Origin of the sequence: Bradyrhizobium sp. NP1, assembly GCF_030378205.1 — a bacterium.
Lineage (GTDB): Bacteria > Pseudomonadota > Alphaproteobacteria > Rhizobiales > Xanthobacteraceae > Bradyrhizobium.
In genome coordinates this window covers 5,839,008-5,863,348 of the sequence record NZ_CP127385.1, presented here as the reverse complement: position 1 = coordinate 5,863,348, position 24,341 = coordinate 5,839,008, and the positions used below count along the sequence as shown (strand labels likewise).

General features: G+C 65.7%; 23 protein-coding genes. 17 read left to right on the top strand and 6 right to left on the bottom strand.

The features are described 5' to 3' along the window. The first annotated feature begins 35 nt into the window (after positions 1–35). Genes dctA through QOU61_RS28485 form a run of 5 tightly spaced genes read left to right on the top strand, consistent with a single transcriptional unit; the run spans position 36 to position 7,108 of the window. Positions 36–1,430 carry a C4-dicarboxylate transporter DctA gene (dctA, locus tag QOU61_RS28505; protein ID WP_289654540.1) on the top strand — a complete coding sequence of 465 codons (1,395 nt, stop codon included), beginning with the start codon at positions 36–38 and terminating at the stop codon, positions 1,428–1,430. Between the two features lie 14 nt (positions 1,431–1,444). After that, a complete protein-coding gene (locus QOU61_RS28500; protein ID WP_289654539.1) occupies positions 1,445–3,391 on the top strand; it encodes a thiamine pyrophosphate-dependent enzyme in 1,947 nt (648 codons plus the stop codon). 14 nt (positions 3,392–3,405) lie between these two features. Further along, entirely contained in the window at positions 3,406–4,851 is a 1,446-nt protein-coding gene (locus tag QOU61_RS28495; protein ID WP_289654538.1) for an NAD-dependent succinate-semialdehyde dehydrogenase, read from the top strand. Positions 4,852–4,870: 19 nt separating this feature from the next. After that, a complete protein-coding gene (locus tag QOU61_RS28490; RefSeq protein ID WP_289654537.1) occupies positions 4,871–6,589 on the top strand; it encodes a dihydroxy-acid dehydratase in 1,719 nt (572 codons plus the stop codon). 45 nt (positions 6,590–6,634) lie between these two features. Then, positions 6,635–7,108, top strand: coding sequence for a RidA family protein (locus tag QOU61_RS28485; protein WP_289654536.1), 474 nt, complete (start codon positions 6,635–6,637; stop codon positions 7,106–7,108). Between the two features lie 22 nt (positions 7,109–7,130). Here the strand turns inward: QOU61_RS28485 and QOU61_RS28480 are convergent, their stop codons facing one another. The 4 genes from QOU61_RS28480 to QOU61_RS28465 all read right to left on the bottom strand — a co-directional run bounded on the left by QOU61_RS28480 (position 7,131) and on the right by QOU61_RS28465 (position 11,390). Continuing rightward, positions 7,131–7,382: a hypothetical protein gene (locus QOU61_RS28480; protein WP_289654535.1), complete on the bottom strand. Its 252-nt coding sequence runs from the start codon at positions 7,380–7,382 to the stop codon at positions 7,131–7,133. 97 nt (positions 7,383–7,479) lie between these two features. Further along, positions 7,480–8,745: a Zn-dependent hydrolase gene (locus tag QOU61_RS28475; RefSeq protein ID WP_289654534.1), complete on the bottom strand. Its 1,266-nt coding sequence runs from the start codon at positions 8,743–8,745 to the stop codon at positions 7,480–7,482. Positions 8,746–8,808: 63 nt separating this feature from the next. Next, positions 8,809–9,915, bottom strand: coding sequence for a histidinol-phosphate transaminase (gene hisC, locus QOU61_RS28470; RefSeq protein WP_289654533.1), 1,107 nt, complete (start codon positions 9,913–9,915; stop codon positions 8,809–8,811). A 104-nt stretch (positions 9,916–10,019) separates the two neighbouring features. Beyond that, positions 10,020–11,390 (bottom strand): aminotransferase-like domain-containing protein, encoded by a 1,371-nt coding sequence (locus tag QOU61_RS28465; protein ID WP_289654532.1) that lies wholly within the window; start codon positions 11,388–11,390, stop codon positions 10,020–10,022. A 434-nt stretch (positions 11,391–11,824) separates the two neighbouring features. On the opposite strand from QOU61_RS28465, the gene QOU61_RS28460 reads away from it, so the two are divergent. The 10 genes from QOU61_RS28460 to cofC all read left to right on the top strand — a co-directional run bounded on the left by QOU61_RS28460 (position 11,825) and on the right by cofC (position 21,154). After that, positions 11,825–13,177 carry a dihydroorotase gene (locus tag QOU61_RS28460; RefSeq protein WP_289654531.1) on the top strand — a complete coding sequence of 451 codons (1,353 nt, stop codon included), beginning with the start codon at positions 11,825–11,827 and terminating at the stop codon, positions 13,175–13,177. A gap of 65 nt (positions 13,178–13,242) precedes the next feature. Continuing rightward, positions 13,243–14,658: an MmgE/PrpD family protein gene (locus QOU61_RS28455; protein ID WP_289654530.1), complete on the top strand. Its 1,416-nt coding sequence runs from the start codon at positions 13,243–13,245 to the stop codon at positions 14,656–14,658. A 75-nt stretch (positions 14,659–14,733) separates the two neighbouring features. Next, the gene (locus tag QOU61_RS28450; RefSeq protein ID WP_289654529.1) at positions 14,734–15,726 is read left to right on the top strand and encodes an LLM class flavin-dependent oxidoreductase; all 993 of its coding nucleotides are present in this window, start codon (positions 14,734–14,736) and stop codon (positions 15,724–15,726) included. Positions 15,727–15,866: 140 nt separating this feature from the next. Further along, a complete protein-coding gene (locus QOU61_RS28445; RefSeq protein WP_289654528.1) occupies positions 15,867–16,439 on the top strand; it encodes a hypothetical protein in 573 nt (190 codons plus the stop codon). Continuing rightward, positions 16,436–16,858: a hypothetical protein gene (locus QOU61_RS28440; RefSeq protein ID WP_289654527.1), complete on the top strand. Its 423-nt coding sequence runs from the start codon at positions 16,436–16,438 to the stop codon at positions 16,856–16,858. Before QOU61_RS28445 ends, QOU61_RS28440 begins: the two co-directional genes overlap by 4 nt. A 57-nt stretch (positions 16,859–16,915) precedes the next feature. Then, complete coding sequence (locus QOU61_RS28435; protein ID WP_289654526.1) at positions 16,916–17,944, top strand: ABC transporter substrate-binding protein; 1,029 nt, start codon at positions 16,916–16,918, stop codon at positions 17,942–17,944. 78 nt (positions 17,945–18,022) lie between these two features. Further along, positions 18,023–18,844: an ABC transporter ATP-binding protein gene (locus QOU61_RS28430; RefSeq protein ID WP_289654525.1), complete on the top strand. Its 822-nt coding sequence runs from the start codon at positions 18,023–18,025 to the stop codon at positions 18,842–18,844. Positions 18,845–18,863: 19 nt separating this feature from the next. Beyond that, entirely contained in the window at positions 18,864–19,616 is a 753-nt protein-coding gene (locus QOU61_RS28425; protein ID WP_289654524.1) for an ABC transporter permease, read from the top strand. A 2-nt stretch (positions 19,617–19,618) separates the two neighbouring features. Then, entirely contained in the window at positions 19,619–20,413 is a 795-nt protein-coding gene (locus QOU61_RS28420; RefSeq protein ID WP_289654523.1) for an ABC transporter permease, read from the top strand. Positions 20,414–20,452: 39 nt separating this feature from the next. Then, positions 20,453–21,154: a 2-phospho-L-lactate guanylyltransferase gene (gene cofC, locus QOU61_RS28415; protein WP_289654522.1), complete on the top strand. Its 702-nt coding sequence runs from the start codon at positions 20,453–20,455 to the stop codon at positions 21,152–21,154. Here cofC and bluB read toward each other — a convergent pair. Both bluB and cobU read right to left on the bottom strand, forming a co-directional pair. Continuing rightward, positions 21,138–21,770 (bottom strand): 5,6-dimethylbenzimidazole synthase, encoded by a 633-nt coding sequence (gene bluB, locus QOU61_RS28410; protein WP_289654521.1) that lies wholly within the window; start codon positions 21,768–21,770, stop codon positions 21,138–21,140. The genes cofC and bluB overlap by 17 nt on opposite strands. A gap of 25 nt (positions 21,771–21,795) precedes the next feature. Next, positions 21,796–22,299, bottom strand: coding sequence for a bifunctional adenosylcobinamide kinase/adenosylcobinamide-phosphate guanylyltransferase (cobU, locus tag QOU61_RS28405; RefSeq protein WP_289654520.1), 504 nt, complete (start codon positions 22,297–22,299; stop codon positions 21,796–21,798). Between the two features lie 123 nt (positions 22,300–22,422). Here cobU and cbiB point away from each other — a divergent pair, with 123 nt between their 5' ends. Beyond that, the gene (gene cbiB, locus QOU61_RS28400; protein WP_289654519.1) at positions 22,423–23,364 is read left to right on the top strand and encodes an adenosylcobinamide-phosphate synthase CbiB; all 942 of its coding nucleotides are present in this window, start codon (positions 22,423–22,425) and stop codon (positions 23,362–23,364) included. 11 nt (positions 23,365–23,375) lie between these two features. Further along, positions 23,376–24,341: a threonine-phosphate decarboxylase CobD gene (cobD, locus tag QOU61_RS28395; RefSeq protein WP_289654518.1), complete on the top strand. Its 966-nt coding sequence runs from the start codon at positions 23,376–23,378 to the stop codon at positions 24,339–24,341.

Below are 24,341 nucleotides of genomic sequence, written 5' to 3'. Positions count from 1 at the left end.
ACCGTATCCAAGCGGTGGTTCAGGAGGAAATGAGTATGATGGCTACCAGCGAGGGCAAGCACGCCGCGTCAGGCGGCATGGCGACCGCCGATGTTCTAGCCCCGCGGCAGGTGAAGAAGCCGCTGTACCGCAAGCTTTATGTTCAGGTGATCGTCGCGGTCGTGCTGGGCGCCGTGCTTGGCTATGTCTATCCCGACGCCGCGCTTTATCTGAAGCCCTATGGCGACGCCTTCGTGAAGGCGATCAAGGTGGTGGTGGCGCCGATCATCTTCACGACCATCGTCGTCGGCATCGCCAAGATGGAGAATATTCGTCGCGTTGCCGATGTCGGCATCAAGGCGCTGCTGTATTTCGAGGTTGCTTCCACGCTGGCGCTGATCATCGGCATGGCGGTCGGCAATGTCTGGAAGATCGGCGTCGGCATCAATGCCGACCCGGCGGCCTTCGACACCAAGGCGGTCGAGGCCTACGCCAAGGTCGCCAAGACCATGAACCTGACCGACTTCTTCATGTCGATGATCCCGACGTCCTTTGCCGAGCCGTTCGTCAAGGGCGACATCATGCCGGTGCTGTTCATTGCGCTGTTGCTCGGCGCTGCGCTGAGCATGGCCGGCGAGCGCGGCCGCCCGATCGTCTCGTTCCTGGAGGCGGCTTCAGTCGGCCTGTTCGGCATGGTGCGGATCATCATGTATGTGGCGCCGCTCGCGGCCTTCTGCGCCATGGCCTTCACCGTCGGAAAATACGGCGTGAAGACGCTTGCCGATCTCGGTCAGCTCGTCGCTTCGATTTATCTCGTCAGCGTGCTGTTCGTTCTCATCGTTCTCGGCGGCTTCCTGCGGCTGTGCGGTTTCAGCGTGTTCCGCGTCCTCAACTACTTCAAGGACGAGATCCTGTTCGTGTTCGCGGCGACCTCCGCCGAGACCATGATGCCGCGCTCGATGCAGAAGCTCGAGAAGGTCGGCGTCGCCAAGGAGGTGGTCGGCCTGGTGATGCCGGGCGGCTTCTCCTTCAACATGGATGGCACCGCGATCTACATGACCATGGCCGTGCTGTTCCTTGCGCACGCGTTCAATGTCGAGCTCACGATCTGGCATCAGCTCACGGTGCTGTTCGTGATGCTGTTCACGTCGAAGGGCGCCGCGGGCGTGACCGGCGGCGGCTTCATCGCGCTGGCGGCGACGCTACCGGTGCTCGACTCGGTTCCCGTGGCCGGGCTGGCGCTGTTGCTCGGCGTCGATCGCTTCATGGCCGAAATCCGCGCCGCCACCAATTTGACCTCGAACATCGTCGCGACGCTGGTCGTCGGCCGCTGGGTCGGTGCCATCGACATGGAGAAGGCGCGCGCGGAATTGAAGGCCGGCTTCATCGAGACCGCCGAGACCCGGGCATGGGATCAGCCGGCGAACCGCGCCATGCAGGCGGCGGAATAGGAGAGGCTAAAACAATGAACCCTGTTGCTGCAGCAGTGGCCCCCGAGGCGTTGAAGCCGGAAAGCCTGACCGAAGTGAAGGCCGGGCCCGACTCGATGCGTCAACGCGCTCGGGCGATCGGTCGCGCCGGCGGGTTCGCCTCCGCGCTCGAGAGTGGCGCATTGCCGCGATCGGCGGAAATCTCGCTGTCGGAAGCCTTGATCCTCGGCCTCCTGAAACAGGGAGTGAGGACGTACTTTGCCATCTTCGGCCATGGCTCGACCGACATCGCGGAAGTCCTGCGCATCTACGACGAGGAGGGCGCGACGCGAACGATCAACTGCCGCAACGAGGTCGAGATGGCGCATGCGGCGACGGCGCTGCGCTGGACCTATGGCGAGACGCCGGCGGTCATCACCTCGATCGGTCCCGGCGCCTTGCAGGCGATGGCCGGCTCGCTCGCGGCGGTGTCGAACGGGGTCGGCGTCTATCACATCTATGGCGATGAGACGACCTTCGGCGAAGGCTACAACATGCAGCAGGTGCCGAAGCCGGAGCAGGGCATCTACGGCAGGATGACTGCCGAGCTCGGCGAGTCCTACACGCTGCACACGCCGCAGGCATTGCGCGAGGCGCTGCGCCGCGGCTCTTGTCGCGTGTTCCATCCCTACAAGGCCGGGCCGTTCTACCTGATGCTGCCGATCAACACCCAGCCTGTCGTATTCAAGGTCAATCTCGCGGCCTTGCCGGAGCGTCCCGCGCTGCCTGCGCTCGTGCCCGCGAGCGACGCGCCGTTCGCGGAGGCCGCCAGGCTGATCGCGGCCAGCCGCCGCATCGCGATCCGGGCAGGCGGTGGCACTCGCGGTCATGACGCCGCGATCCGAAGGCTGGCGGAAGCGGCCGATGCGGTGGTCGTGCTGTCGCCGGGCGCGCTCGGCGTGCTGGCCGATGATGACCCGCGCAACATGCATGTCGGCGGCTCCAAGGGCACGATCAGCGGCAACTATGCGATGGCCCATGCCGAGCTTCTGATCGTGGTCGGCTCGCGCGGCGTCTGTCAGGCCGACTGCTCGGGCATCGGCTACAAGTCGGCAAAACACGTCATCAACATTAACGGCGATATCGCCGATGCGCTGCACTACAACCATACGACCACGCTGATCGGTGACATCCCCGAAGTGGTCAATCTGCTTGCCAAGCGGATTGAACAGGAGCACGGCAACGCGGCGGTAAGCACCGCGCGGCAGGAGTGGTTGCGTAACTGCCTTGCCAGGAAGAAGGAATGGCGCGCCTATTGCGATGCGCGCTTCGCAGCGCCGCCGATATCGGATGAGGTGTGGCGCCGTCCCGCCCTCGGCCAGCCCGCCGCGATCAAGGTGGTGGCCGATTTCGCCCACCGCATCGCTGCCGTGAAATATTTCGATGCCGGCGACGTCCAGGCCAATGGCTTCCAGGTCGTGGCGGACGATCGCACCGGCGATACCTTCACCGAGACGGGCGCCTCCTATATGGGCTTCGCCGCCAGCGCATTGCTGGCTGGAGCGGCCGCGCAGCAGCCGCGCTATGCGATCGCCTTTTGCGGCGACGGCTCGTTCATGATGAACCCACAGGTTCTGATCGACGCGGTCGAGCATGGCGTGCGCGGCATGATCGTGATCTTCGATAACCGGCGGATGGCCGCGATCACCGGTCTGCAGGTCGCGCAATATGGCGCGGAGTTCAGGACCAATGACCGTGTCGCGGTCGACTATGTCGCGCTCACCTCAGCCGTGTCCGGCGTGAAGGCCGTGCACGGCGGCTGGTCGGCCGATGAACTGAAGCGCGCGCTTGACCAGGCTCACGCGCATGATGGCCTCAGCGTCGTGCATGTGCCGGTTTATGCGGGGAACGATCCGCTCGGCGGCCTCGGCGCCTGGGGTGAATGGAACGTCGGCAACTGGTGCGCGGCCGTGCAGGACGAATGGCTCAATCAGGATCTCTGAAGTCAGGACAGCGGATGTATCACGATCGCAATTTCGGCTTGTATATCGGCGGCGAATGGAGCTGGAGCGCGGGCGGCGGCAAGAAGCCCGTGCTCGATCCCGCGACCGAGGACGTCATCGGCCATATTCCGGACGCTACACCTGAAGATATCGAGCGCGCGCTGGCCTCGGCCGCGGCAGGATTCAAGGCCTGGCGCAAGGTGCCGGCATGGGAACGCGGCGCGAAGCTGCGACGGATTTCGGACCTGCTGAAAGCGCGCATCGACCAGCTCGCGGTCGTGATGTCGACCGAGTCCGGCAAGCCGCTGGCGGAGTCCAGGGGCGAGTGGATGGCATGCGCCGAACAGTTCGAATGGTATGCGGAGGAGGCGCGGCGGATCTACGGCCAGTCCTATGAAGGGCGGGATGCGGCGACGCGGATGGCAGTGATCTACCAGCCGGTCGGCGTGGTCGCGGCGTTCTCGGCCTGGAATTTTCCGGCCCTGCTGCCGGCGCGCAAGATTGCGGCGGCGCTCGCCGCCGGGTGCTCGGTCATTCTCAAGCCCGCGAGCGAGGCGCCGGCCTCCGCGGCGGCGATCATCGCCGCCTGTCATGAGGCGGGTCTGCCCGCCGGCGCCGTCAACATGGTGACCGGCAATTCGTCGCGCATCGCCGAGCAGTTGATCCGCGCGCCGATCGTGCGCAAGGTTTCGCTCACCGGCTCGACGCCGGTCGGCAAGCAATTGCTGCATCTGTGCGCGGACGGCGTCAAGAAGGCGACCATGGAGCTCGGCGGTCACGCGCCGGTCGTGGTGTTCGAGGACGCCGACATTGACAGTGCTGCGGAAGCCTGTGCGAGGGCAAAATTCCGCAACTGCGGCCAGGTCTGCGCTTCGCCGAGCCGTTTCTATGTGCAGGGTGGGGCCTATGACGCTTTCGCGGCGAAGTTCGCGGAAGTGGCGCGCCAGCTCACGATCGGCCGTTTCGACCAGCCAGGCGTCGACTTTGGCCCGATGGCCAATGCCCGCGGCCTCGACCATGCCAAGCGGCTCGTTGCAGATGCGGTCGAGCATGGCGCGAGCGTATTGTCCGGCGGGAAACCGCCCGCGCATCTCAGCCGCGGCTATTTCTTCGAGCCCACCGTGCTGAAGAACGTCGGTGACGACGCTGCCATCATGCGCGAGGAGCCGTTTGCGCCGATCGCCCCGATCGCGCGCTTCGATAATCTCGATGAAGTCGTCGAGCGTGCCAACGCGACGCCCTTCGGCCTGACCGGTTATGTCTTCTCCCGCAACCTGCGGACCGCGACGCTGGCGGCCGAGGCGATCGAGGTCGGCATGGTCGGCGTCAACGAGGTAATCATCGCTTCCGCTGAGGCGCCCTTCGGCGGGGTCAAGGAGAGCGGCATGGGACGGGAAGGCGGCAGCCTCGGCATCCGCGACTATCTCGAGCCCAAGTTCATCAAGACCCGGCTCATCTGATCGCGCAGTGGACAGCAGAATGACCGATTCCGATCCGCGTGGCCTGACCCACGGGCTGACCAATTATGGCGACAAGGATTTCGCGCTATACCTGCGGCGCTCCTTCGCCCGCTCGATGGGCTATTCCAATGAGATGCTGGCGCGGCCGACGGTCGGCATCGCCTATACGTCATCCGGCTTCAACAACTGCCATCGTCATTTTCCTGAACTGTTGGAGGCGGTGAAGCGCGGGGTGATCGCCGCCGGCGGGTTGCCGCTGGAATTTCCCACGGTCTCGCTCGGCGAGGCGTTTCTCAGTCCCACCAGCCTGCGGTTTCGCAACCTGATGGCGATGGATACCGAGGAAATGATCCGGGCGCAGCCGATGGACGCGGTGGTGCTGATGGGCGGCTGCGACAAGACGGTGCCCGCGCAACTGATGGGGGCGGTGTCGGCGGGACGGCCGGCGATCCAGCTCGTCGGCGGGCCGATGATGACGGGCCGCTATCGCGGCGAGCGGCTGGGCGCCTGCACCGATTGCCGCCGCTTCTGGGCAAAATATCGCGCCGGCCAGATCGACCGCGCCGAGATCGATTCCGTCGAAGGACGGCTGTCGACCACCAGCGGCACCTGCGCCGTGATGGGAACGGCCTCGACCATGGCCTGCGTCGCCGAAGCGCTCGGCATGATGCTGCCGGGCACGGCGGCGATCCCGGCCGTGCATGCCGACCGGCTGCGCGCCGCGGAGGCCTCGGGCGCGGCGGCCGTTCACATGATCGGCAGCGGCCGCACGCCGGACAAGATCATCACGCCGAAATCGGTGGAGAACGCCTTGCGGGTGCTGCTCGCGATCGGCGGTTCGACCAATGCGATCATCCACCTGACGGCGATCGCGGGTCGTGCCGGCATTCCGGTGTCGCTCGACTTCCTCAACAGGCTTTCCGATGCGACGCCGGTGCTGGTCAACCTCAAGCCGACCGGCGAGAACTACATGGAGGATTTCTTCGCTGGCGGCGGCGTCGGAGCCGTGCTGCGTGAGCTGAAGCAGGATCTTCATCTCGACTGCCTGACGGTGACCGGCGAGACGCTGGGCGAGCGGCTGCAGGCTTCCGAGGAATTTGTCGACCATGACATCGTCGCGCGGCGCGACGCGCCGATCGAGCCGGTCGGCGGGTTGGTCGCGTTGTTCGGCTCGCTCGCGCCGAAGGGCGCCATCCTGAAACGGTCGGCGGCGGACGAGCGGCTGTTCGAAGGCGAGGGCCGGGCGGTCGTCTTCACGTCGCTGGAAGATCTCGCCGCGCGGATCGATGATCCCGCTCTCGACGTCACCGAGAACGACTATCTGGTGCTGCAGAACGCCGGACCTTTCTCGGCATCCTGCATGCCGGAAGCGGGCTACCTGCCGATTCCGAAGAAGCTCGCCGCGCGAGGCGTAAAGGACATGGTCCGGCTGTCCGACGCTCGCATGAGCGGCACCGCGTTCGGCACCGTGATCCTCCACATCACGCCGGACGCCGCATCGGGCGGCCCGCTGGCACTGGTGCGCAATGGCGACCGGATCAGGCTTTCGGTGAAAGAACGCCGGATCGACCTCCTGGTGAGTGAGGCCGAGCTCGAGCAACGCCGCCGGCAGGCGAAGCCCTTTGCGCCACCCGTGCCGGACCGCGGCTACGGCAAGCTCTATGCCGAGCAGATTCTTGGTGCCGACGAAGGCTGCGATTTTCGTTTCCTGAGGCCGCCTTCGAAGCAAGCGGGATAACGCGGGAATCAAGACAATAACGTCGAACAAAACGGGAGGTGCACCTTGAGGAAGATCACGTTGCTGGCCGCCGCATTGTTGTTGCCGACGGCAGTTGTGGCACAGCAGCTTCCGCTTTCGCCCGCCGGCGTGAAGACGCTCGCGCCGGACGGCGCAATCAAGCCGACGGGACCGTGGAACCTGGGCACGCGCGCCGGAGACTTCGTCTTCGTCGCAGGCATGCGCGGCATCGATCCCAAGACCAATCTGCAGGTTCAGGGCGATGAGAACCGGATCCGGCAGGCCTTTCTGAACATGAAGCTGATCGCGGAATCCGAAGGGGCGTCGCTGCGCGACGCGGCCCGTCTCGTCGTCTACGTCACGGACATGTATCGCTTCCGCCCCATCGTCAACAAGGTGCAGGAGGAACTGTGGGGCGCCGGTCCCTATCCGCCGCGCACCATCATCGAGGTGCATCGGCTCAACGGCGACGATATCTGCGAGGTCGAAGGGACGTTCTACGCGCCGGTCAGGAAGTGACCGGCATCGCAGACGCGCGGCGCTATCGCTTCCACCTGATCAGGTCAAACCAGCCGAGCCGGGCCGGCTGGACGATCGCTGCCAAGGCATCGAGACCGGCCTCCTGAAGATCTTCCTGTGAGCGCTTGCCGGTTCTCACGCAGGAAACGATCCGTTCGGCTATGCGCTTGCGGGTTTCCTGGCAATCCCTCTCCGTCGGGATCTTCCTGCACGCATATTCGAGTGCGGCCGTCATTCTGGCCATCGTGGTCTGATCAAACTCGATCAATGTCATCGTCTCTGGCTGGCGCCGGCCCCGTTGTCGTGACGCCTGTCGCGGAGAGAATCCTCCACGCTCGATCGCACGGGAAGGCGCGATTGGGCCGCCGGCATCAATCGTTCGGGGAATCGGCGTTGGCCAGCGCAAGGGCGACGTCTGCGAGCACGCGCGCACCGGCGGTGGCGTCGCTTGGCGTGATGTCCTCGGCCTCGTTGTGGCTGATGCCGTCCTTGCAGGGAATGAAGATCATTCCGGTCGGGCAGACATAGTGCAGGTAGCGTGAATCGTGGCCCGCGGGCGAGGGCAGCTCGCGGTGAGACAGCTTGAGGCGCTGCGCGGTTTCGCTGATCAAATCCCGCATCGACTTCGGAAATTGGAGCGGGACGTCGTAGAGCAGCTCGCGGACCTGCACCGCGCAGGCGCCGCGCGCGGCCTCGCAGATGCCGGGAATGGCATCGCCCAGCCGTTTAACGGTGTCGGGATCGCCGTGCCGCAGGTCGACCGAGAAGACGACGCGGCCGGGCACGACCGATGGCGCGTTCGGCGTGACCGTGAACATGCCGATCGTGAAGCGAACCGTGTCTTCCTTGTCCCACATCGCTTTTTGCAGGGCATCGACGATCGCGACCGCGCTGACCAGCGCGTCCTTGCGATCGGCGCGCGCCGAGGTGCCGGCGTGGCTTTCCTCGCCCTCGACCTCGATGCGGAAGGTTCGCTTGCCCTGGATGCCGGTCACCACGCCGATGGTGAGACGTTCGTTCTGCAGCGTAATGCCCTGCTCGATATGGGCTTCGACGAAACCTGCCGCCTTGAAGCCGAGCGCGCGGCGCGGCAGATGGGCTTCGCGGGCGAGAAGCTGATCGAGCGCATCGCCAACGCTGATGCCGGCCTTGTCCTTGAGCGGCCTGATCTCGTCGAGCCGGCGAACGCCGGTGAAGACGGCGGAGCCCATCATGCCCGGCGCGAAACGAGAACCTTCCTCGTTCATCCATGCCACCAGCTCGATTGCGCGGCGATGCTTTTGCCCCGACGCCTTGATGGCTTCGAGCGCTTCCAGCGCTGCGACAACGCCATAGGCGCCGTCGAACTTTCCGCCGGTCGGCTGGCTGTCGGTGTGGGACCCGATCAAGAGCGGCGGCAGGCCGGGATCGGTTCCCGTGAGCCGCAGGAACAGGTTGCTGGCCGGGTCGACCGATGGCTCGAGGCCGATCGCCGCGCCCCAGCTCACAAGCTGGGCGCGCGCGGCGACTTCTTCCTCGGTCAGCGCAAGGCGGCTGACGCCGCCTTTCGCCGTGGCGCCGAAGCGCGCAAGCTCCATCAGGCGGCGCCACAGGCGCTCGCCATTGACGTGCCGTGCGACGCCCGCCGTGTCCGTCATCGATAAGGAGCCCCGGTCATGTTGCTGAGCTTCCCGTTGCCGGCTCCGTGCGCAACGCGGCCATCAGGCCGCGTTGCTGATGTCGGTCAGCGCCCAGGCGAGGCGGTCCATCTGCTTTTGCAGGCTGACGTCGATGCGCAGGTAGCGCTTGCCGAGGTTGATGAACGAGATCGAGCCGTCCTTCACGATCACGCCGCGCTTGAGCAGCTCGTTGAACATCATGGTCGAGTCCAGCGCCGGATCCTCGATCCGCAGCAGGAAGAAGTTCGAGCAGGGTTCGCCGACCACGGAGAAGCGGTTGAGCGAGGCGATCTTGTCCAGGATGTATTTGCGCATCTTCGCGATCGTCTCGATCGTCATCTTGATGTATTCGTCGTCATCGAGAGCCGCGCAAGCGCCCGCCACCTGCAGTGCGCCCATGTTCCAGGTCGGCTTGAGGTGCATCATCGGGGTGATGACGCTCTCGTCGGCGATGCCGAAGCCGACGCGCAGGCCTGCCAGGCCAAACACCTTGGAGAAGGTACGCAGCACGATCAGGTTCTTGTACTCCTTGACCAGGTCCATGCCGCCATTGGTGTTGGAGAAATGGATATAGGCTTCGTCGAGCACGACGAGCTGGTCCTTGGCGGCCTCGCAGACGCGGCGAATGTCGGAAAGCTTGAGGAGGCGGCCGGTCGGGCTGTGCGGATTGGTGAGGAAGACGATCCGCACGTCCTTGATCGCAGCGAGATAGGCGTCCCAGTTGAAATCGAGATCGTCGGTCATCTTGATGAAGACCGGCACGCGGCCCTCGTTCTCGGCCGCCATGTGATAGATCGGGAAGGCGGGGACGAACATCAGCACCTTGTCGCCGGGCGCTGCGAAGGTCCGGATGATCCACGACATGATCTCGGTCTCGCCGGCGCCGCAGATCACCTGCTCGGGCTTATAGCCGTATTTCGCCGCGATCTTTTCGCGCAGCGCGCGCGCGGTCCATTCCGGATAGGACTCGACCTTCAGCGCTTCCTTCACCGCGGCGAGCGCCTTGGGCGAGGGGCCGAACGGGTTTTCGGCGGAACCAAGCTTGGCGACATCCCCCACCGGAATTCCGTAGGTCTTCGCGACATATTCCTGGGTCAGGCCCGGAACATAGGCTTCCTTGGTTCCCAACGTCGGATTGCTCAGAAACATCAAATTCTCCATTCGAGGCGGCGTCGCAGAGCAATCAATCAAACACAATCAATGTTCGCAATGTGAATGATGTTCTGGTACAATCATGGAAAAACATTTCACCCTCAGACTGCCACGGAGAACGAGGTTGGCCGCGCGGTGAGCGCCTCGGCGATGACGCGCAGCCCTTCCGCAAGGCGCGACCGCTCGGCGACGCCGCCGAGGCTGACCCGGATCGCATGAGGGGTCGGGCTGCGGTCGACCGCAAACGCGTCGGCCGGCGAAACCAGCGTGTTGCCGAGGCGAAGATGGGCGGCGAACTCGTTGGCGCGCCAGGGCGGCGGCAGCTGCAGCCACAGATGATAGGTAGGGCATTTCGGGAAGATGTTCGAGAGCCCCAAAAGGTCCTCGGCCATCTTCATCCGCTCGAGCGCTTCCCTGCGGTGCCAGGCGACGAAGCTTTCGGCGATGCGCTCCTCGATCAGGACCGAGGTGATCTCGCCCATCAGGCTCGGCGAGGTCCAGGAGGTGGCGTGCACGCCGTCGCTCAGGCGCGGCAGGATGCTGGTCGGCGCGATCATGTAGCCGATGCGAAGGCCCGGGGCCATGCTCTTTGACGTGCCGCAGAGATAGATGCAGCGGTCCGGATTGATCGTGGCCATGGTCGGCCGTTCGTCGCCGGAAAGATGGCCGCTCGAGTCGTCCTCGATCACATAGGTGTCGAGCTTGGCCGCGATGGTCAGGATCTCGCGCCGCCGCTCGACGGGCATCGTGGCGTTGGTCGGGTTGTGCAGGGTCGGCGAGCACAGGATGGCGCCGACCCGGATGCCTTTTGCCGCCTGCTGCAACAGGTCGGGCCGCAGGCCGAATTCGTCGGTCGGCACGCCGCGAATGTCCAGCCGGAACAGGTCGGCGAGCCGCTTGATCCCGGCGTAGTTCAGGCTTTCGGTCAGAACGGCATCGCCCGGCTTGGTCACGGTGGCGAGCGCTGCCATCAAGCCTTCCTGCGAGCCGTTGCACAGGATCACATTGTCGGGGTGCGTTTCGATGCCGCGCAGCCGCAGCCACTTCACGCCGGCGGCGCGGTGACGCAGCAGTCCGGGCACCGGATGATATTCGAGCAGGCCGTAAAGCGACTTGCGCCGCGACAGGGCGCCGAGCACCTTGTTGAGCGCGTTGTTGAACGGCTCGATCGTGACTGTGTTGACGGACAGATCGATCAGGCCTTTCGGTTCGCTGTCGGCGGCGACCGCGCTTTCCGGAAACTGCATGACGTAGGAGCCGCGGCCGACGCGGCTCACGATCAGGCCGATCCGCTCGGCTTCGGTGAAGGCCTTGGTCACCGTCCCGACCGTGACGTTGAGCTGCTGGGCGAGCTGCCGATGTGTCGGTAGCCGCTCGCCGCTCGTCAGGTCGCCCCTGCTGATGTCCCGCTGCAGCGCTGCGACAATGGCCCTGTAGAGCGGTCGCGTCTTCGGTAGCGTCGGTTCCCACATTCCTTCGTGCCCGTATCAGTTGTTTTGTTGTTTCCCGAAAGCCATGGGTGTGAGCGGACCACTACAATATTGCACATCATGTGTGCGCGCGCGTCAATTGTCATGGTCCGTTGCAGCGTGCTCACGCGTTGATCACCCTTGCTACTAACAAGAACCAGCGAACGTGACAATAATGTATTGCTACAATTTTTTCTAAACAATGGAGCGTGGTCCCGATGCAAGGGAACAGGGAGTCCGGCCAACCTGCGCTCGCGAAAATAGGTTAATTTCTACAACAGGTTGCCTGCCTGATATCGACGCGCCACGCCGAACGGTTTACTGGCCGGCTGAACTGGTTGGCGTCCGTTCAGCCTCACTCGATTCGCCGTTGACACTCATTTAGGACGACATTCTAATGCGGACAATCCAATTGTCTTGCTAGCGCGGGCCACTGAATGCTCGACCTCCTGATCCGAAACGGCACGCTCGTCGATGGCCAGGGCCAATCGCGCGGCACTGTCGGCGTTGCCGGATCCCGTCTCGTTGCTCGCTACGCTGAAGGCGCGGAATTGCCGGCGGCGCGACGGATCATCGATGCGGACTCGCTTCTGGTGATGCCCGGCATCGTCGATCCCCATGTGCATTTCTACGGCGAAGGCATGGGCGACTATTCCAGGCTCGCGGCGATGGGCGGCGTCACGACCTATATCGGCATGATCCGCGGCGAGCCGGAGGAGCCGCTTCCCCATCTCGTCGAACGCCATCGCGTCGACGGCGTCGCGAACTCGCTCGTCGATTTCTCCTTCCATGTCGTGCTCTACGATCGCGCGGACACGATTGCCCAGCTTGCCGAAATCGCCGCGCGCGGCTTCCGCTCCTACAAGATGTTCCTGGCCTACAAGCGCCGCGGCATGATGGTCAGCGAGCCGTTCCTGTTCGCTGCCATGGAGGAGGCGCGCCGCCACGGCGGCATCGTTCTGGTGCATTCCGAGGACGGCGAATTGGTCGACCGCCTGGAGCAGGCGGCGATCGCGGCCGGACGCACGGCGCCCGAGGACTACGCGCCGACCCGGCCTCCCGAGGCCGAGGCCGCCGCGATCGACATGGTCGGACTTGCCGCGCAGGCGACGGGATGCCCGGCCTATATCGTTCATGTCTCGTCCGAAGAAGGGCTCGCCGCGGTCGAACGGGCGCGGCGGCGCGGCGTTCCGCTGTGGGCGGAGACCTGTCCGCAATACATCCTGATGGGCGACGATGCGATGCGCCGCCACGGCGCGCCGGCACGGATCGCGCCGCCCTTGCGCAACACGCGCGATCGGCGCGCGCTCGGCACCGCGCTTGCGACCGGCGCCATCAACACTGTCGGCAGCGATCACGCGAGCTATAGCCCGGCCGCCAAGGCGAAGGGCCGCGACAACATCTTCGAGGCGCCGTTCGGCATGCCGGGAGCGCCGACGCATTTCCCGTCGATGTTCACCTGGGCGCTCGAAAACGATGTCGCGCTGCCGACGCTCGTGCGCGCGATGGCGGAGACCCCGGCGCGCCTGTTCGGGCTCGCTGCGCGCAAGGGCTCGCTGGCTCCCGGCATGGATGCCGACATCATCCTGGTCGATCCCGCGGCGCGGCAGGCGGTCGATGCGGAGAAGATCTGGCCGGGCGTCTGTCCCAATCCGCTGGCGGGCGCTTCGCTTGCCGGATGGCCGAAGACGACGATTTCCCGCGGCGAGGTGGTCTGGGACGATGGCCAATTCACCGCAAACGGCGGCCGCGGCGAATTGATCGCGCAGGCGCCCGGCGCGCGGCGCTAGTCCGCCGCGGCGGTTGCAAGAGATTACGGTATCAGGGCAGGCGGCGAAGGTCAGGAGTGAGCAGAGTGGCGACGATCGCAGAGAGTCTTGCGGAATATTCCGTCGGCAGCGCCCTGAAGGGCGACAAGGCTCTGGCAAGCGCCATGCGCATCTATGCGCTGGATACGCTGGCCGTCACGCTTGCCGGCACTGTTGCGCCGTCGAGCGGGCCGGTGACGCGCGCGATCCTCGCGGCGAGCGGCAAGGCCGAGGCCACCGTGATGGGGGTGGGCCGGGCGACCTCGGCATGGGACGCGGCACTCGCCAATGGCGCCTTCGCGCATGCGCTCGAGCTGGATGACGATCACCGCGTCGCGGTGCTGCATCCCGGCGCCGTCGTGGTGCCGGCCGCGTTCGCCGCGGCCGAAGCGGAGGGGTGCTCGGGTGAGACCTTCCTGCGCGCGCTCTATGTCGGCTACGAGGTGATGTGTCGGCTCGGCGAGGTGTTTCGCGGCAGCCAGTTTCACCACGGCGTGCATCCGACCGCGCTGTGCGGCGTGTTCGGCGCGGCGGCGGCCGCCGCCGTGACGATGGACCTCGATCGCGATGCTTTCGTGCGCGCGCTCGGCATCGCCGGCACCCAGGCCTCGGGCCTCACCGAGTGGCGAGCCGATGGCTCCTGGATCAAGCGGCTGCATCCGGGGCGCGCCGCGCATAGCGGCGTGCTGGCTGCGCGGCTGGCGCGGGAAGGCTTCACCGGGCCCGCCACGATCTTTGAGGGAGCGGGCGGCTTCTTCAACGCATTCTCGTTTGGCGAGCCGATCGATCCCGCCTGCATGACGCGCGGCCTCGGCAAGGATCACCACGCGCTGGGAACGGCAATCAAGCCCTATCCCTGCTGCCGCTTCGAGCACGGCGCGATCGATCTCGCGATCGAGGCGCATGACAGCGGGATCGCGGCCGGCGATGTCGAAGCCGTCCACATCCGCATCTACGCGACCGGCGTCCTCACCTATCACCACCGGCCGAAGAGCGCGGTGGATGCGCAATTCAACGTGCCCTACGCGATCGCGATTGCGCTTCTGCGCGGGCGGCTTGAGCTTTCTGATTTCACCGATCAGGCGATCCAGGATCGCGAGGTGCTGGCGCTTTGCGACCGGGTGCATGTGAAGGAAGATCCGGATTTCAGCCGGCGCTATCCGGAGGAATATTGCATCGAGCTCGAGCTTCGGCTGAAGAATGGCGAACGGCGCACCCTGTTCAGCGATTGTCCGAGCGGCGACCCGGCAGCGGCGCGCTATCGCGACCGGCCGAGCCTGCTCGACGAGGAGGTCGAGCGCAAGGTCACCGCGCTGCTCGGCGAGACCGGCTTCTCGGACCGCGTGGAGCCGCTGAAGGCCGCCGTCGGCGGCCTGGCGGAGGCGCGCAATCTGGACAACCTCGCGGCGCTGTTCGCAAGGGACAAGCGGGCCGAGGCGCCGTTGCGGCGATCGACGGCATAGCCGGCGAATCCTCAGCTCTACCACCGCCTTCGCTGCAACAGGCGCCGGCGTAATCGATCAAGGGAGACAACACAGATGAAAGTCGGACTTTATCTCACGACGCAGTTCACGCCCGAGACCAATGTGCTGAACGCGCGAAGCGAGATGATCGAGCAGGTGCGGCTCGCCCGCAAGAGCGGCTTCGGCTCGCTCTGGGTGCCGCATCATTATCTGACGCAGCCGATGCAGATGCTAGCGCCGATTCCGATGATGGCCTACCTGGCGCGCGAGGCGGAAGGCATGCTGATGGGGCCGAACATCCTCGTCATGCCCCTGCTCAATCCGGCGCATGTCGCGGAAGATGCCGTGACGCTCGACCTTTTGACCGGCGGCAATTACGTGCTCGGCATGGGCGTCGGCTATCGCGAGGCCGAGTTCAACACGTTCCAGGTTCCGCTGTCGGAGCGCGCGCAGCGCCTGACCGAGAGCGTGGAGATCATGCGCCGTCTCTGGACCGAAGATCGGGTCACCTATAACGGCAAGATATTCAAGCTCGAGAATCTCGGCATCGGCCTGAAGCCGGTACGGCCCGGCGGCCCTCCGATCTGGATCGGCGGCGTGGTGGACGCGGCGGTGAAGCGCGCGGCCAAGATCGGCGATGCCTGGCTGATCACGAATTTCGCGCATCTGCGGGAGCTCGTGCCGCAGATGAAGCTCTACCGCGAGACGCTCAAGAGCGTGAACAAGTCGTTCCCGGCGGAGGTGCCGATCACCCGCGAATGCTATGTCGGGCCGACGCGCGCCAAGGCGCTGGAGGAGTGCAAGGCGGCGCTGGAATATAAATACGGCGCCTATTCGTCCTGGGGGCTGGACAAGCAGTCGGAAGGCGCGGAATCGTTCAACCAGCCGTTCGAGGATTTCGTGAAGGACCGCTTCATCATCGGCGACAAGGCGTATGTGAAGGAGGAGGTGCAGCGCTACAACGAGCTGCTCGGCGTCAACCACTTCCTGATGCGGGTGCAGTGGCCCGGCCTGGAGCATGCCAAGGTGCTGCGCACGATCTCCTCGCTTGGCGAGATCTTTGCCTGATCAGGCGGTGCGACGGAAAGGCGCGGCGATGACGATTGCAAGGAAGCGCATCGTAGTGCTGGTTCAAACGGCAGTCAGCGGCGCGCCCTGTCGTGGACCGAAACGCCATTGATTGGCGGCAACGAGGGAGGAGGCCCGTGGTGTCGGGGAACAAGCGAAAGGTTGCTTACGTCGCCCATTGCCTCGCGAACCAGAACGCGAAGGTGAGCGAGTTCGCCAAATGCCCCGGCATGGTGACGCCGCTGGTCGACCGGCTGCGCGCGAACGGCTATGAAATCCAGCAGCTGCCGTGCCCCGAGATGAGCTTCCTCGGGGTCGCACGCTGGTGGCAGTCCCGCGAGCAATACGACACGCCGGGCTATCGCCGGCACTGCCGCGCGCTTGCGCGCACGGTCGTGGATACCGTCAGCCTGCATACCGAGCACGGCTATGACGTCGTGATCATCGGGCTCGACGGCAGCCCCTCCAGCGGCGTGCGGCTCACCAGCACGAAGACCTCCTGGGGCGGACGCCCCGAAGGCGCGGTGGCGGGCGGCAGCGACCGCATCGCCGGCATGGGCGTCTGGATGACCGAGCTCAAGGAGGAGTTCGAGTCGCGTGGCCTCGCATGGCCGCGCGCGACCGGCATCGCGATGGACGCGCAGGATTTCGACATGGCCGCGGCCATGGCGGAGATGGACGAATTCCTCGCCGGCGAGGAGAAAGCCCGATGAGACGCGACGACAATCGCAGCCGGCGCGTCGCCATCGTGGCGGACTTCCTGATCAACCCGGACGCCGCCTTCTACCAGTCGATCAAGACGCGGCCCGGCCCTGTGCTCGACGTGCTGGTCGAGGACGGCTGGGGGTTGATGAAGGCACCGCCGCATGTGCTGAACGAGAGCGTCGCGCGTTCGGCTGTCGCCACCTTGGCGGGCGATGCCGCAGACTACCTGCGCTATAACCACGCGGTCGTCATTCTCGCTGCCGCGGGGCTCGCCCAGGGCGGCGTCTGGCTGAACGCGTTCGAGGCGGCGTTCCGCGAACTGAAGACGCCGATGCCCGATGTCGTGACCATTGAGCTCGACGGCGGCACGGCGGCCTCGATCCGCGCGAAGCTTGCCCCGTTCGCTGCGCGCCAGGCCACGGCTTAGGTGTTGGCACGATTCGTGCTCCATTTCACTTCACTGCACACGTTGAAGGAAAACATCATGTACAGAACTGCCCGACGGTCCCTTTTCGCTTCCGGTTTCGCATTGACAACGGCGCTGATGTTTTCCGGCCTTGCCGGCAATGCTGACGCGGCCGACCTCACGCCCGCGTCGTTGCGGCTGAAGTGGCTGCCGCAGGCGCAGTTCGCCGGTTACTACGTCGCCAAGGCCAAGGGCTTCTATTCGGATGAGGGCATCGCGCTGACCATCAATCCGGGCGGTCCCAACATCATCGCCGAGAACATGGTGGGCTCCAACACCGATACCTTCGGCCACGGCGGCGGCATGGCCTCGCTGCTGCAGGCGCGCGAGAAGGGGTTGCCGATCGTCGGCATCGGCATGCTGTTCCAGGAGACGCCCTACAGACTGGTGGCGCTCGAGAAGGCCGGGATCAAGAAGTTCACCGACCTGAAAGGCAAGACGGTCTCGACCTGGTTCACCGGCCCGCAGTTCATGGTGCAGGCCATGCTGAAGGCCAACGGCATCGATCGTGACGTCAATCTCGAGGCGCAGGCCAACAGCATGGTGCCGTTCATCGACGGCAAGGTCGATGTCGCGACCGTGACCGTCTACAACGAGCTCTTGATCCTGAAGCGGCGCAACGTGACGCCCGCGGTGATGTTCAATCCGGCCGACATGGGCATCAACCTCGCCAATGAGGCGATCATCGTCAACGAAAGCACGATCAAGGACAATCCCAAGCTGGTGCAGGGCTTCCTGCGCGCGAGCCTGAAGGGATGGGTCTATGCCATGACGCACAAGGACGAGGCGCTGGATATCCTGCTCAAGGAGGTGCCGACGCTCAACCGCACCGAGCAGATGGAAACGCTGGAAGCGTTGCAGCCGCTGTTGACCTACGGCGCCGGCGGCAGCAAGGGCATCGGCTATATCGACCGCGACAATCTCGCGTTCGCGCAGAAGTTCCTGCTCGACAACGGCGCGCTGAAGAAGGCCGTCGATCTCGACAGTTCGATCAACACCACTTTCTGGGACAAGGTCCCGGCGAGCGACAAGGTCATCCCCCGCTAGGCGAGTACCGTCTTGAAAGCAACAGTAACGCTGTCCGCGCCGTCATCGCGCCCCAGTGAGGATCACAGCCGGAACACCATGACGCCGAAGATCCGTCTTCATAACGTCTCGAAGAGCTTCGCTGTGGGATCGCGTGCGATCCAGACGCTCGACAAGGTCAATCTCAGCCTGAACAGCGGAGACTTCGTCACGCTGGTCGGTCCGAGCGGCTGCGGCAAGAGCACCCTGTTCAACATCCTGGTCGGGCTCACGGCGCCCGATCCGGGCGGGGAGCTCTTCATCGACGGCGAGCTGCAGCCGGCCGATCATCTGCTCGGTCGCGTCGCGTTCATGCCGCAGCGCGACATGCTGATGCCGTGGCGCACGGTGCTCGACAACGCGATCCTTGCCGCCGAGATCGACGGTGTGCCGCGCGCCGAAGCGCGCAAGCGCGCCTTCGCCTCGCTCGACCGGTTCGGGCTCCGCGGCTTCGAAAACCACTATCCGAGCCAGCTTTCGGGCGGCATGCGCCAGCGCGTGGCGCTGATGCGCACCTTCATGTTCGACCGCGACATCATGCTGCTCGACGAGCCGTTCGGCGCGCTCGACGCGCTGACGCGGGCCTTGATGCAGCGCTGGCTGCTCGAGGTCTGGGAAGGCGCCAAGCGGACGGTTCTGTTCATCACGCACGATATCGACGAGGCGATCTACCTCGGCGACCGCGTGCTGGTGATGTCGGCGCGGCCGGGTCACATCAAGACCGAGCTGCAGGTGCCGCTGCCGCGTCCGCGGCTGCCGGACGTGGTGACGAGCCCGGTCTTTGTCGACCTGAAGCGGACGTTGCTCGCCGCGGTCGAGGACGAGAGCCGCAAGGCCTTTGCCGCGATCAACGCGCAGCAGCTCCAGGCCGACCCGACGTGAGCTGCTCGCGATGATGGCGATGAAAGCCCTGGACAAGGTTGCAACGCAGCTCATTGCGCTGCTTGCGCTCCTCCTCGCCTGGGAGGCGGCGACGCATCTGTTCCAGATCTCGCCGGACAAGCTGCCTTCGCTGTCTTCCGTGCTCTCGACGGCGTGGTCGGGCCGCGTCGCACTGGCCGATGCCGTGTGGACCACCGTGCTCGAAGCCCTGCTGGGGCTGGTTGCCGGTATCGCTTTCGGCATCGCAAGCGGGATCGCGTTCTCGTCCTTCCGCCTGCTCGAGCGCATGCTGTTGCCGTATTTCATCGCCTCCCAGGCAGTGCCGATCATCGCGTTCGGCGCCATCATCATCATCTGGTTCGGCAATGGCATCGTGTCGAAGGCGGTGATCGCCTTCTATCTGAGTTTCTTTCCCGTCGCGGTGAACACGCTCGGCGGCATCCGCCGCGTCAGTCCGGATGAAATCGGTCTCCTGCGCACGTTCGGCGCGAGCCGCCTGACCATCCTCTGGAAGCTGCTGCTGCCGACCGCGCTGCCGCCGATCTTTACCGCGATCCGCATCGGCGTGGGACTGGCGTTGGTCGGCGCGATCGTCGGCGAATGGTTCGGCGCAAGCCGCGGTCTTGGCGTCGTGCTGCTGACCGCGATGTTCGACAACCAGGTCCAGCAGCTCTGGGCGGCGATCCTGCTCACCGGCCTGACGGGAACGGTGCTGTTCTGGGTCGTGGTCGGCCTGCAGAAAAAGATCGCCTGGTGGCAGACGGAGGTTTGAGCGTGGCGGGCGAAATGGTCAGCGCGTCGTTGCCTCGCGGCACTGATACGGTTTGGCGCCGATGGTACGCTGTCGTCTGGCCGCCGCTGCTTGCGGCAATCATCTTCCTGGGCGCCTGGGAGTTCGCCGTCTGGTGGTTCAAGCTGCCCAATTTCGTCTTGCCGGCGCCCGGCGAAATCGTCGCAACCGCCGTCCAGGACCCGCATCGCGTGCTGGTCGACACAGGCACCACGGTCGCGGAAGCGCTGGTCGGCTATGTCGCGGGGTCGCTGGTTGGGCTTGCGCTGGCGATCCTGTTCGTCACCTTTGCCCGGATCGAGCGCTTTCTGCTGCCGATCTATGTCACGATCAACTCGGTTCCGATGGTGGCTTATGGCCCGCTCGCGATCATCCTGCTCGGGATCGGATCGTCGTCCAAGATCCTGCTGATCACGGTTGCGGTGAGCTATCAGGTGCTGATCAATGCGCTGGCGGGCTTGCGAAGCTGCGACCCCGGCTCGATCGCCTTGCTGCGCACCTTCGGAGCGAATAACCGGACGATCCTGCTGAAGCTGCGCCTGCCCGGCGCGATGCCCGCGATCATGTTCGGGCTGCGGGTTGCCGTCGTCCATGCCATGATCCTTGCCGTCGTGCTCGAGATGCTGGGCGCGCGCGCGGGCCTGGGCTGGAGCGTCTACAAGTCCACGCAGATGATGTATTTTGTCGAGGCTTGGGTCGCGGTCGGGGCCTCGGTCATCGTCAGCCTGGCCATCTATGCCGTCGTCAACTGGATCGGCCGCAAGCTCGTGTGGTGGTGACGCGCCGTTCCAGGCGGCGGGACAGCAGGACAGGGCTCGATGAAGACGCCGATCGCATTGGATCCGCGCAGTGCCGGTTCGATCATGGCGCAGCCGTCGGATGCGGGCGAGGGACGATCGTGCGCCGAACTGGGCCCCTGGGCCGTGGTTCCGGTCAAGGGATTTCGTGACGCGAAGCGGCGGCTGGCCGCGATGTTGTCCGACGCCGAGCGCGCAGATCTTGCCGAAGTCATGCTGCGGCGCGTGCTGCAAACGCTCGTCGCGACGCCCGGCATCTCAGGCATTGTTGCCGTCACCGAAGATGCCGTCGCCGCGGACGTGGCGCGCCAGTTCGGCGCGGAGGTGATCCGGGATCGTTTTGGCAGCGGCACCAATACCGCGGTGATGCAAGGGCTGAACGCGCTGGTGGCGCAGCGGCGGTCGGCGGCCGTCGTGGTGCCCGGCGATATTCCGCTGATGACGCCCGCCGAGCTTGGCGAGGTGTTGGCGCGCGGGCGCGATTGCCCGCTCGTGCTGGTGCCGGCGTCGCGCGACGGCGGCACCAATCTGATGCTGATCCGTCCGCCGGAGCTTCTGAACCCCGCGTTCGGGGCCGACAGCTTTGTCCGGCATGTCGCGGCGGCGCGAGCGCTCGGGATCGAGCCTTGCGTGCTGCGGCTCGAGGGGATCGGCCTCGATATCGACACGCCTGACGATCTCGAGACGCTCGCCGCGCACGACGGCGCTAGCGCCGCACGATGAACGCGTCCGGCGCGCGCCGGTGCTCCCAGTCGCAGCGTTCGAGCTCAGGCCGGTCGAATTCGGCTTCGGGATAGCCGATGCAGAGATAGCCGATGAACTTCCAGGAGGCCGGCACCTCCAGGATTTCGTGAATGCGCAAGGGGCTCAGGATCGATACCCAGCCGAGCCCGATTCCTTCGGCGCGTGCCGCGAGCCACATCGAACAGATCGCGCCCGCCACGGAATACTCGACCATCTCCGGCATCGTCGCGCGCCCCAGCCCGTGGCCGATGTCGCCCGCCTTCTCCGCGAACACGGCCAGGTGGGCCGGCGCCTCCGTGAGGCCAGCGAGTTTGAGCGATGCGTAGCGCGCGGCCCTCTCGCCGGAATAGTTGGCAAGCGCATCCGCGTTGCACGCCTTGAAATCATCCAGCACGGCCTGGCGTTTCGCTGCCTGCTCGACGATGACGAAGCGCCAGGGCTGGCTCAGCCCCACCGAAGGCGACAGGCAGGCGATGTCGATCAGGCGCTCCAGCGCGCCAGACGGCAGTGGATCGGCGCGAAACCGCCGGACATCGCGGCGCCACACGAACAGGTCGTGCAATTGCCGGCGAAACGTCTCATCGAAGGTTGTCATCGGGACCGCCATTCGGTTCGCGACACTATTTCACCTTCATGGGCAGTCCGGCCACCATGAATTCGACTTCGTCCGCGACGCCGGCGATCTTCTGGTTCACAATGCCGGCGGCGTCGCGAAAGACCCGCGCCAGCGCGTTGTCGGGCACGATACCGAGGCCGACCTCGTTGCTGACCAGGATGACCGGGCTGCGCTGCCGCGCCAGTGCATCCGCCAAATGTCCGGCTTCGGCTTTCCAGTCGCGCTCCGCATGCAGCAGGTTGGACAGCCACAGCGTCAGGCAATCGACCAGCCGCGCGCCGCCGCCGTCGCTGTCGCTGATCGCCTCGACGAGATCGAGGGGCGCTTCGCGTTCGATCCAGTCGTGGCCGCGCCGCTCGCGATGGGCGGCAATGCGCGCACTCATCTCCGCATCGAGCGCCTCGGCGGTCGCGATATAGATGGGCTTGCCGGGAAAGCCGCGCGCGCGCATCTCCGCGCGCAGGCTCTTGCCCGATCGGGCGCCACCAGTGATGAGGATGACGGCCATGCTGCTCTCCACGTCCGCCAGCACTAACCATCAAATGCGGCGAAGACAAAGCCCAAATCGAAGCGACGGGGGCTTGCGCGCGGGGGGCGTTCTCGCGCATCAGGACATGTGGGAGGCGATGGCGTGGGCTTTGCGGGCGCGATGCTGGTGGCAATGGCGGTGGATGCCCTCATGGGCTGGCCCGCGCCCCTGTTTGCGCGCATCGGCCATCCCGTCACCTGGCTCGGGCGGCTGATCGGCCTTCTCGACGAAAGTTGCAACCGGCCCGCCGACACGCCGGCCATGCGGCGGATCGCGGGCGCAGCAGTGGCCCTGTTTGTCATCGTCGCAGCAGCCGGCCTCGGATGGATCATCCAGACCATGCTTGTTCCGGAATGGAGCGGGATGATCGCGCTCGGCATTCTCGCGTGGCCGTTCGTCGCACTGCGCTCGCTTTACGATCATGTCGCCGCCGTTGCGGAGCCGTTGCGAATGGGCGATCTGGCGGCTGCGCGTGCGGCGGTCGGGCGGATCGTCGGGCGCGACCCGGCGATGCTCGATGAAGCCGGCATCGCGCGGGCCGCGATCGAGAGCCTGGCCGAGAATGCGTCGGATGGCATCGTCGCGCCGCTGTTCTGGGGCGCGCTGTTCGGCTTGCCGGGGATCATCGGCTATAAGGCCATCAACACGCTCGATTCCATGATCGGCCACCGCTCGCCGCGTCACGAGGCCTTCGGCTGGGCCGCGGCTGGAATCGACGACGTCGCGAATTTCGTCCCGGCGCGCCTGACCGGCGCGCTGTTCGCGCTGCTGGGGTCAAATCCGTCCGTCGCGATGGCCTGCATGGTGCGGGACGCGCGGCATCACCGCTCGCCGAATGCCGGCTGGCCCGAAGCGGCGATGGCCGGCGCGCTCGGCATCCGCCTCAGCGGGCCGCGGATCTACCAAGGCCGCATTGCCGATGAGCCCTGGCTCAACGCGGCGGCCCGCGATCCGGTGGCCGGCGATATCGAGCAGGGGCTGAAGCTCTATGTCCGCGCCATGATCGCGCTGGCCGCCGCCCTTGCGGTTTTCGCTCTCGCGTGAAAAACAAGGCCATGCCCGGGCATGGTGGAAATCTCGATCTGGCCTTGCAGCGCTTCGGCGGCCACGCCGACGACTGGATCGATCTGTCGACCGGCATCAACCGGCGGGCTTATCCGCTGCCGGGCTTGAGCACGCACGCCTGGACCGCGCTGCCCTTGCGATCCGACATCGCGCGGCTGCATCGCGCTGCGCGAGAAGCCTATGGAACGCAGGCGCCGGTTCTGGCGGTGAGCGGCGCACAGAGCGCGATCCAGTTGCTGCCGGGGATCGCGCCGCGCGGCCGCGCGCGGGTGCTGTCGCCGACCTATGGCGAGTTCTCGCACGCGTTCTCGGTCGCCGGCTGGGACGTAGACGAGGTTTCCGATCTCGCCGCGCTCGCGGGCGCCGATCTTGCCGTTGTCGTCAATCCCAACAATCCCGATGGGCGGCGCCATGCGCCGGATGAATTGCTGGCGCTGGCTTCACGCGTCGGCCGGCTCGTGGTCGATGAGAGCTTTGCGGACCCGACGCCGGACTTGTCGCTGGCGCGCGAAGCCGGACGGCCCGGCCTCCTCGTCCTGCGTTCGTTCGGCAAGTTCTATGGGCTCGCTGGTTTGCGGCTTGGCTTCGTGCTCGGCAGCGCAGCCGATATCGCGTCGCTCTCGGCCATGGCCGGCCCGTGGCCGGTGTCGGGGCCGGCGATCGAGGTCGGCTGTCGCGCGCTGCTTGATCGCGGCTGGGCCGCGGCAACGACCGCTCGCCTGCAACGCGAATGCGTCAGGCTCGATACGATCGCGCTGTCGCGAGGGTGGGCGCTGGTCGGCGGCACGTCGCTGTTCCGCCTCTATCACACCGGTGATGCGGCCGCCGCGCAGGCTCAGCTTGCACGCGCACATATCTGGTCGCGGATCTTCGAGAAAAATCCGGCCTGGCTGCGGCTTGGCTTGCCGGGCAACGAGACCGAGTGGGAGCGCGTTGCCGCGGCGCTCGCAGCCTGA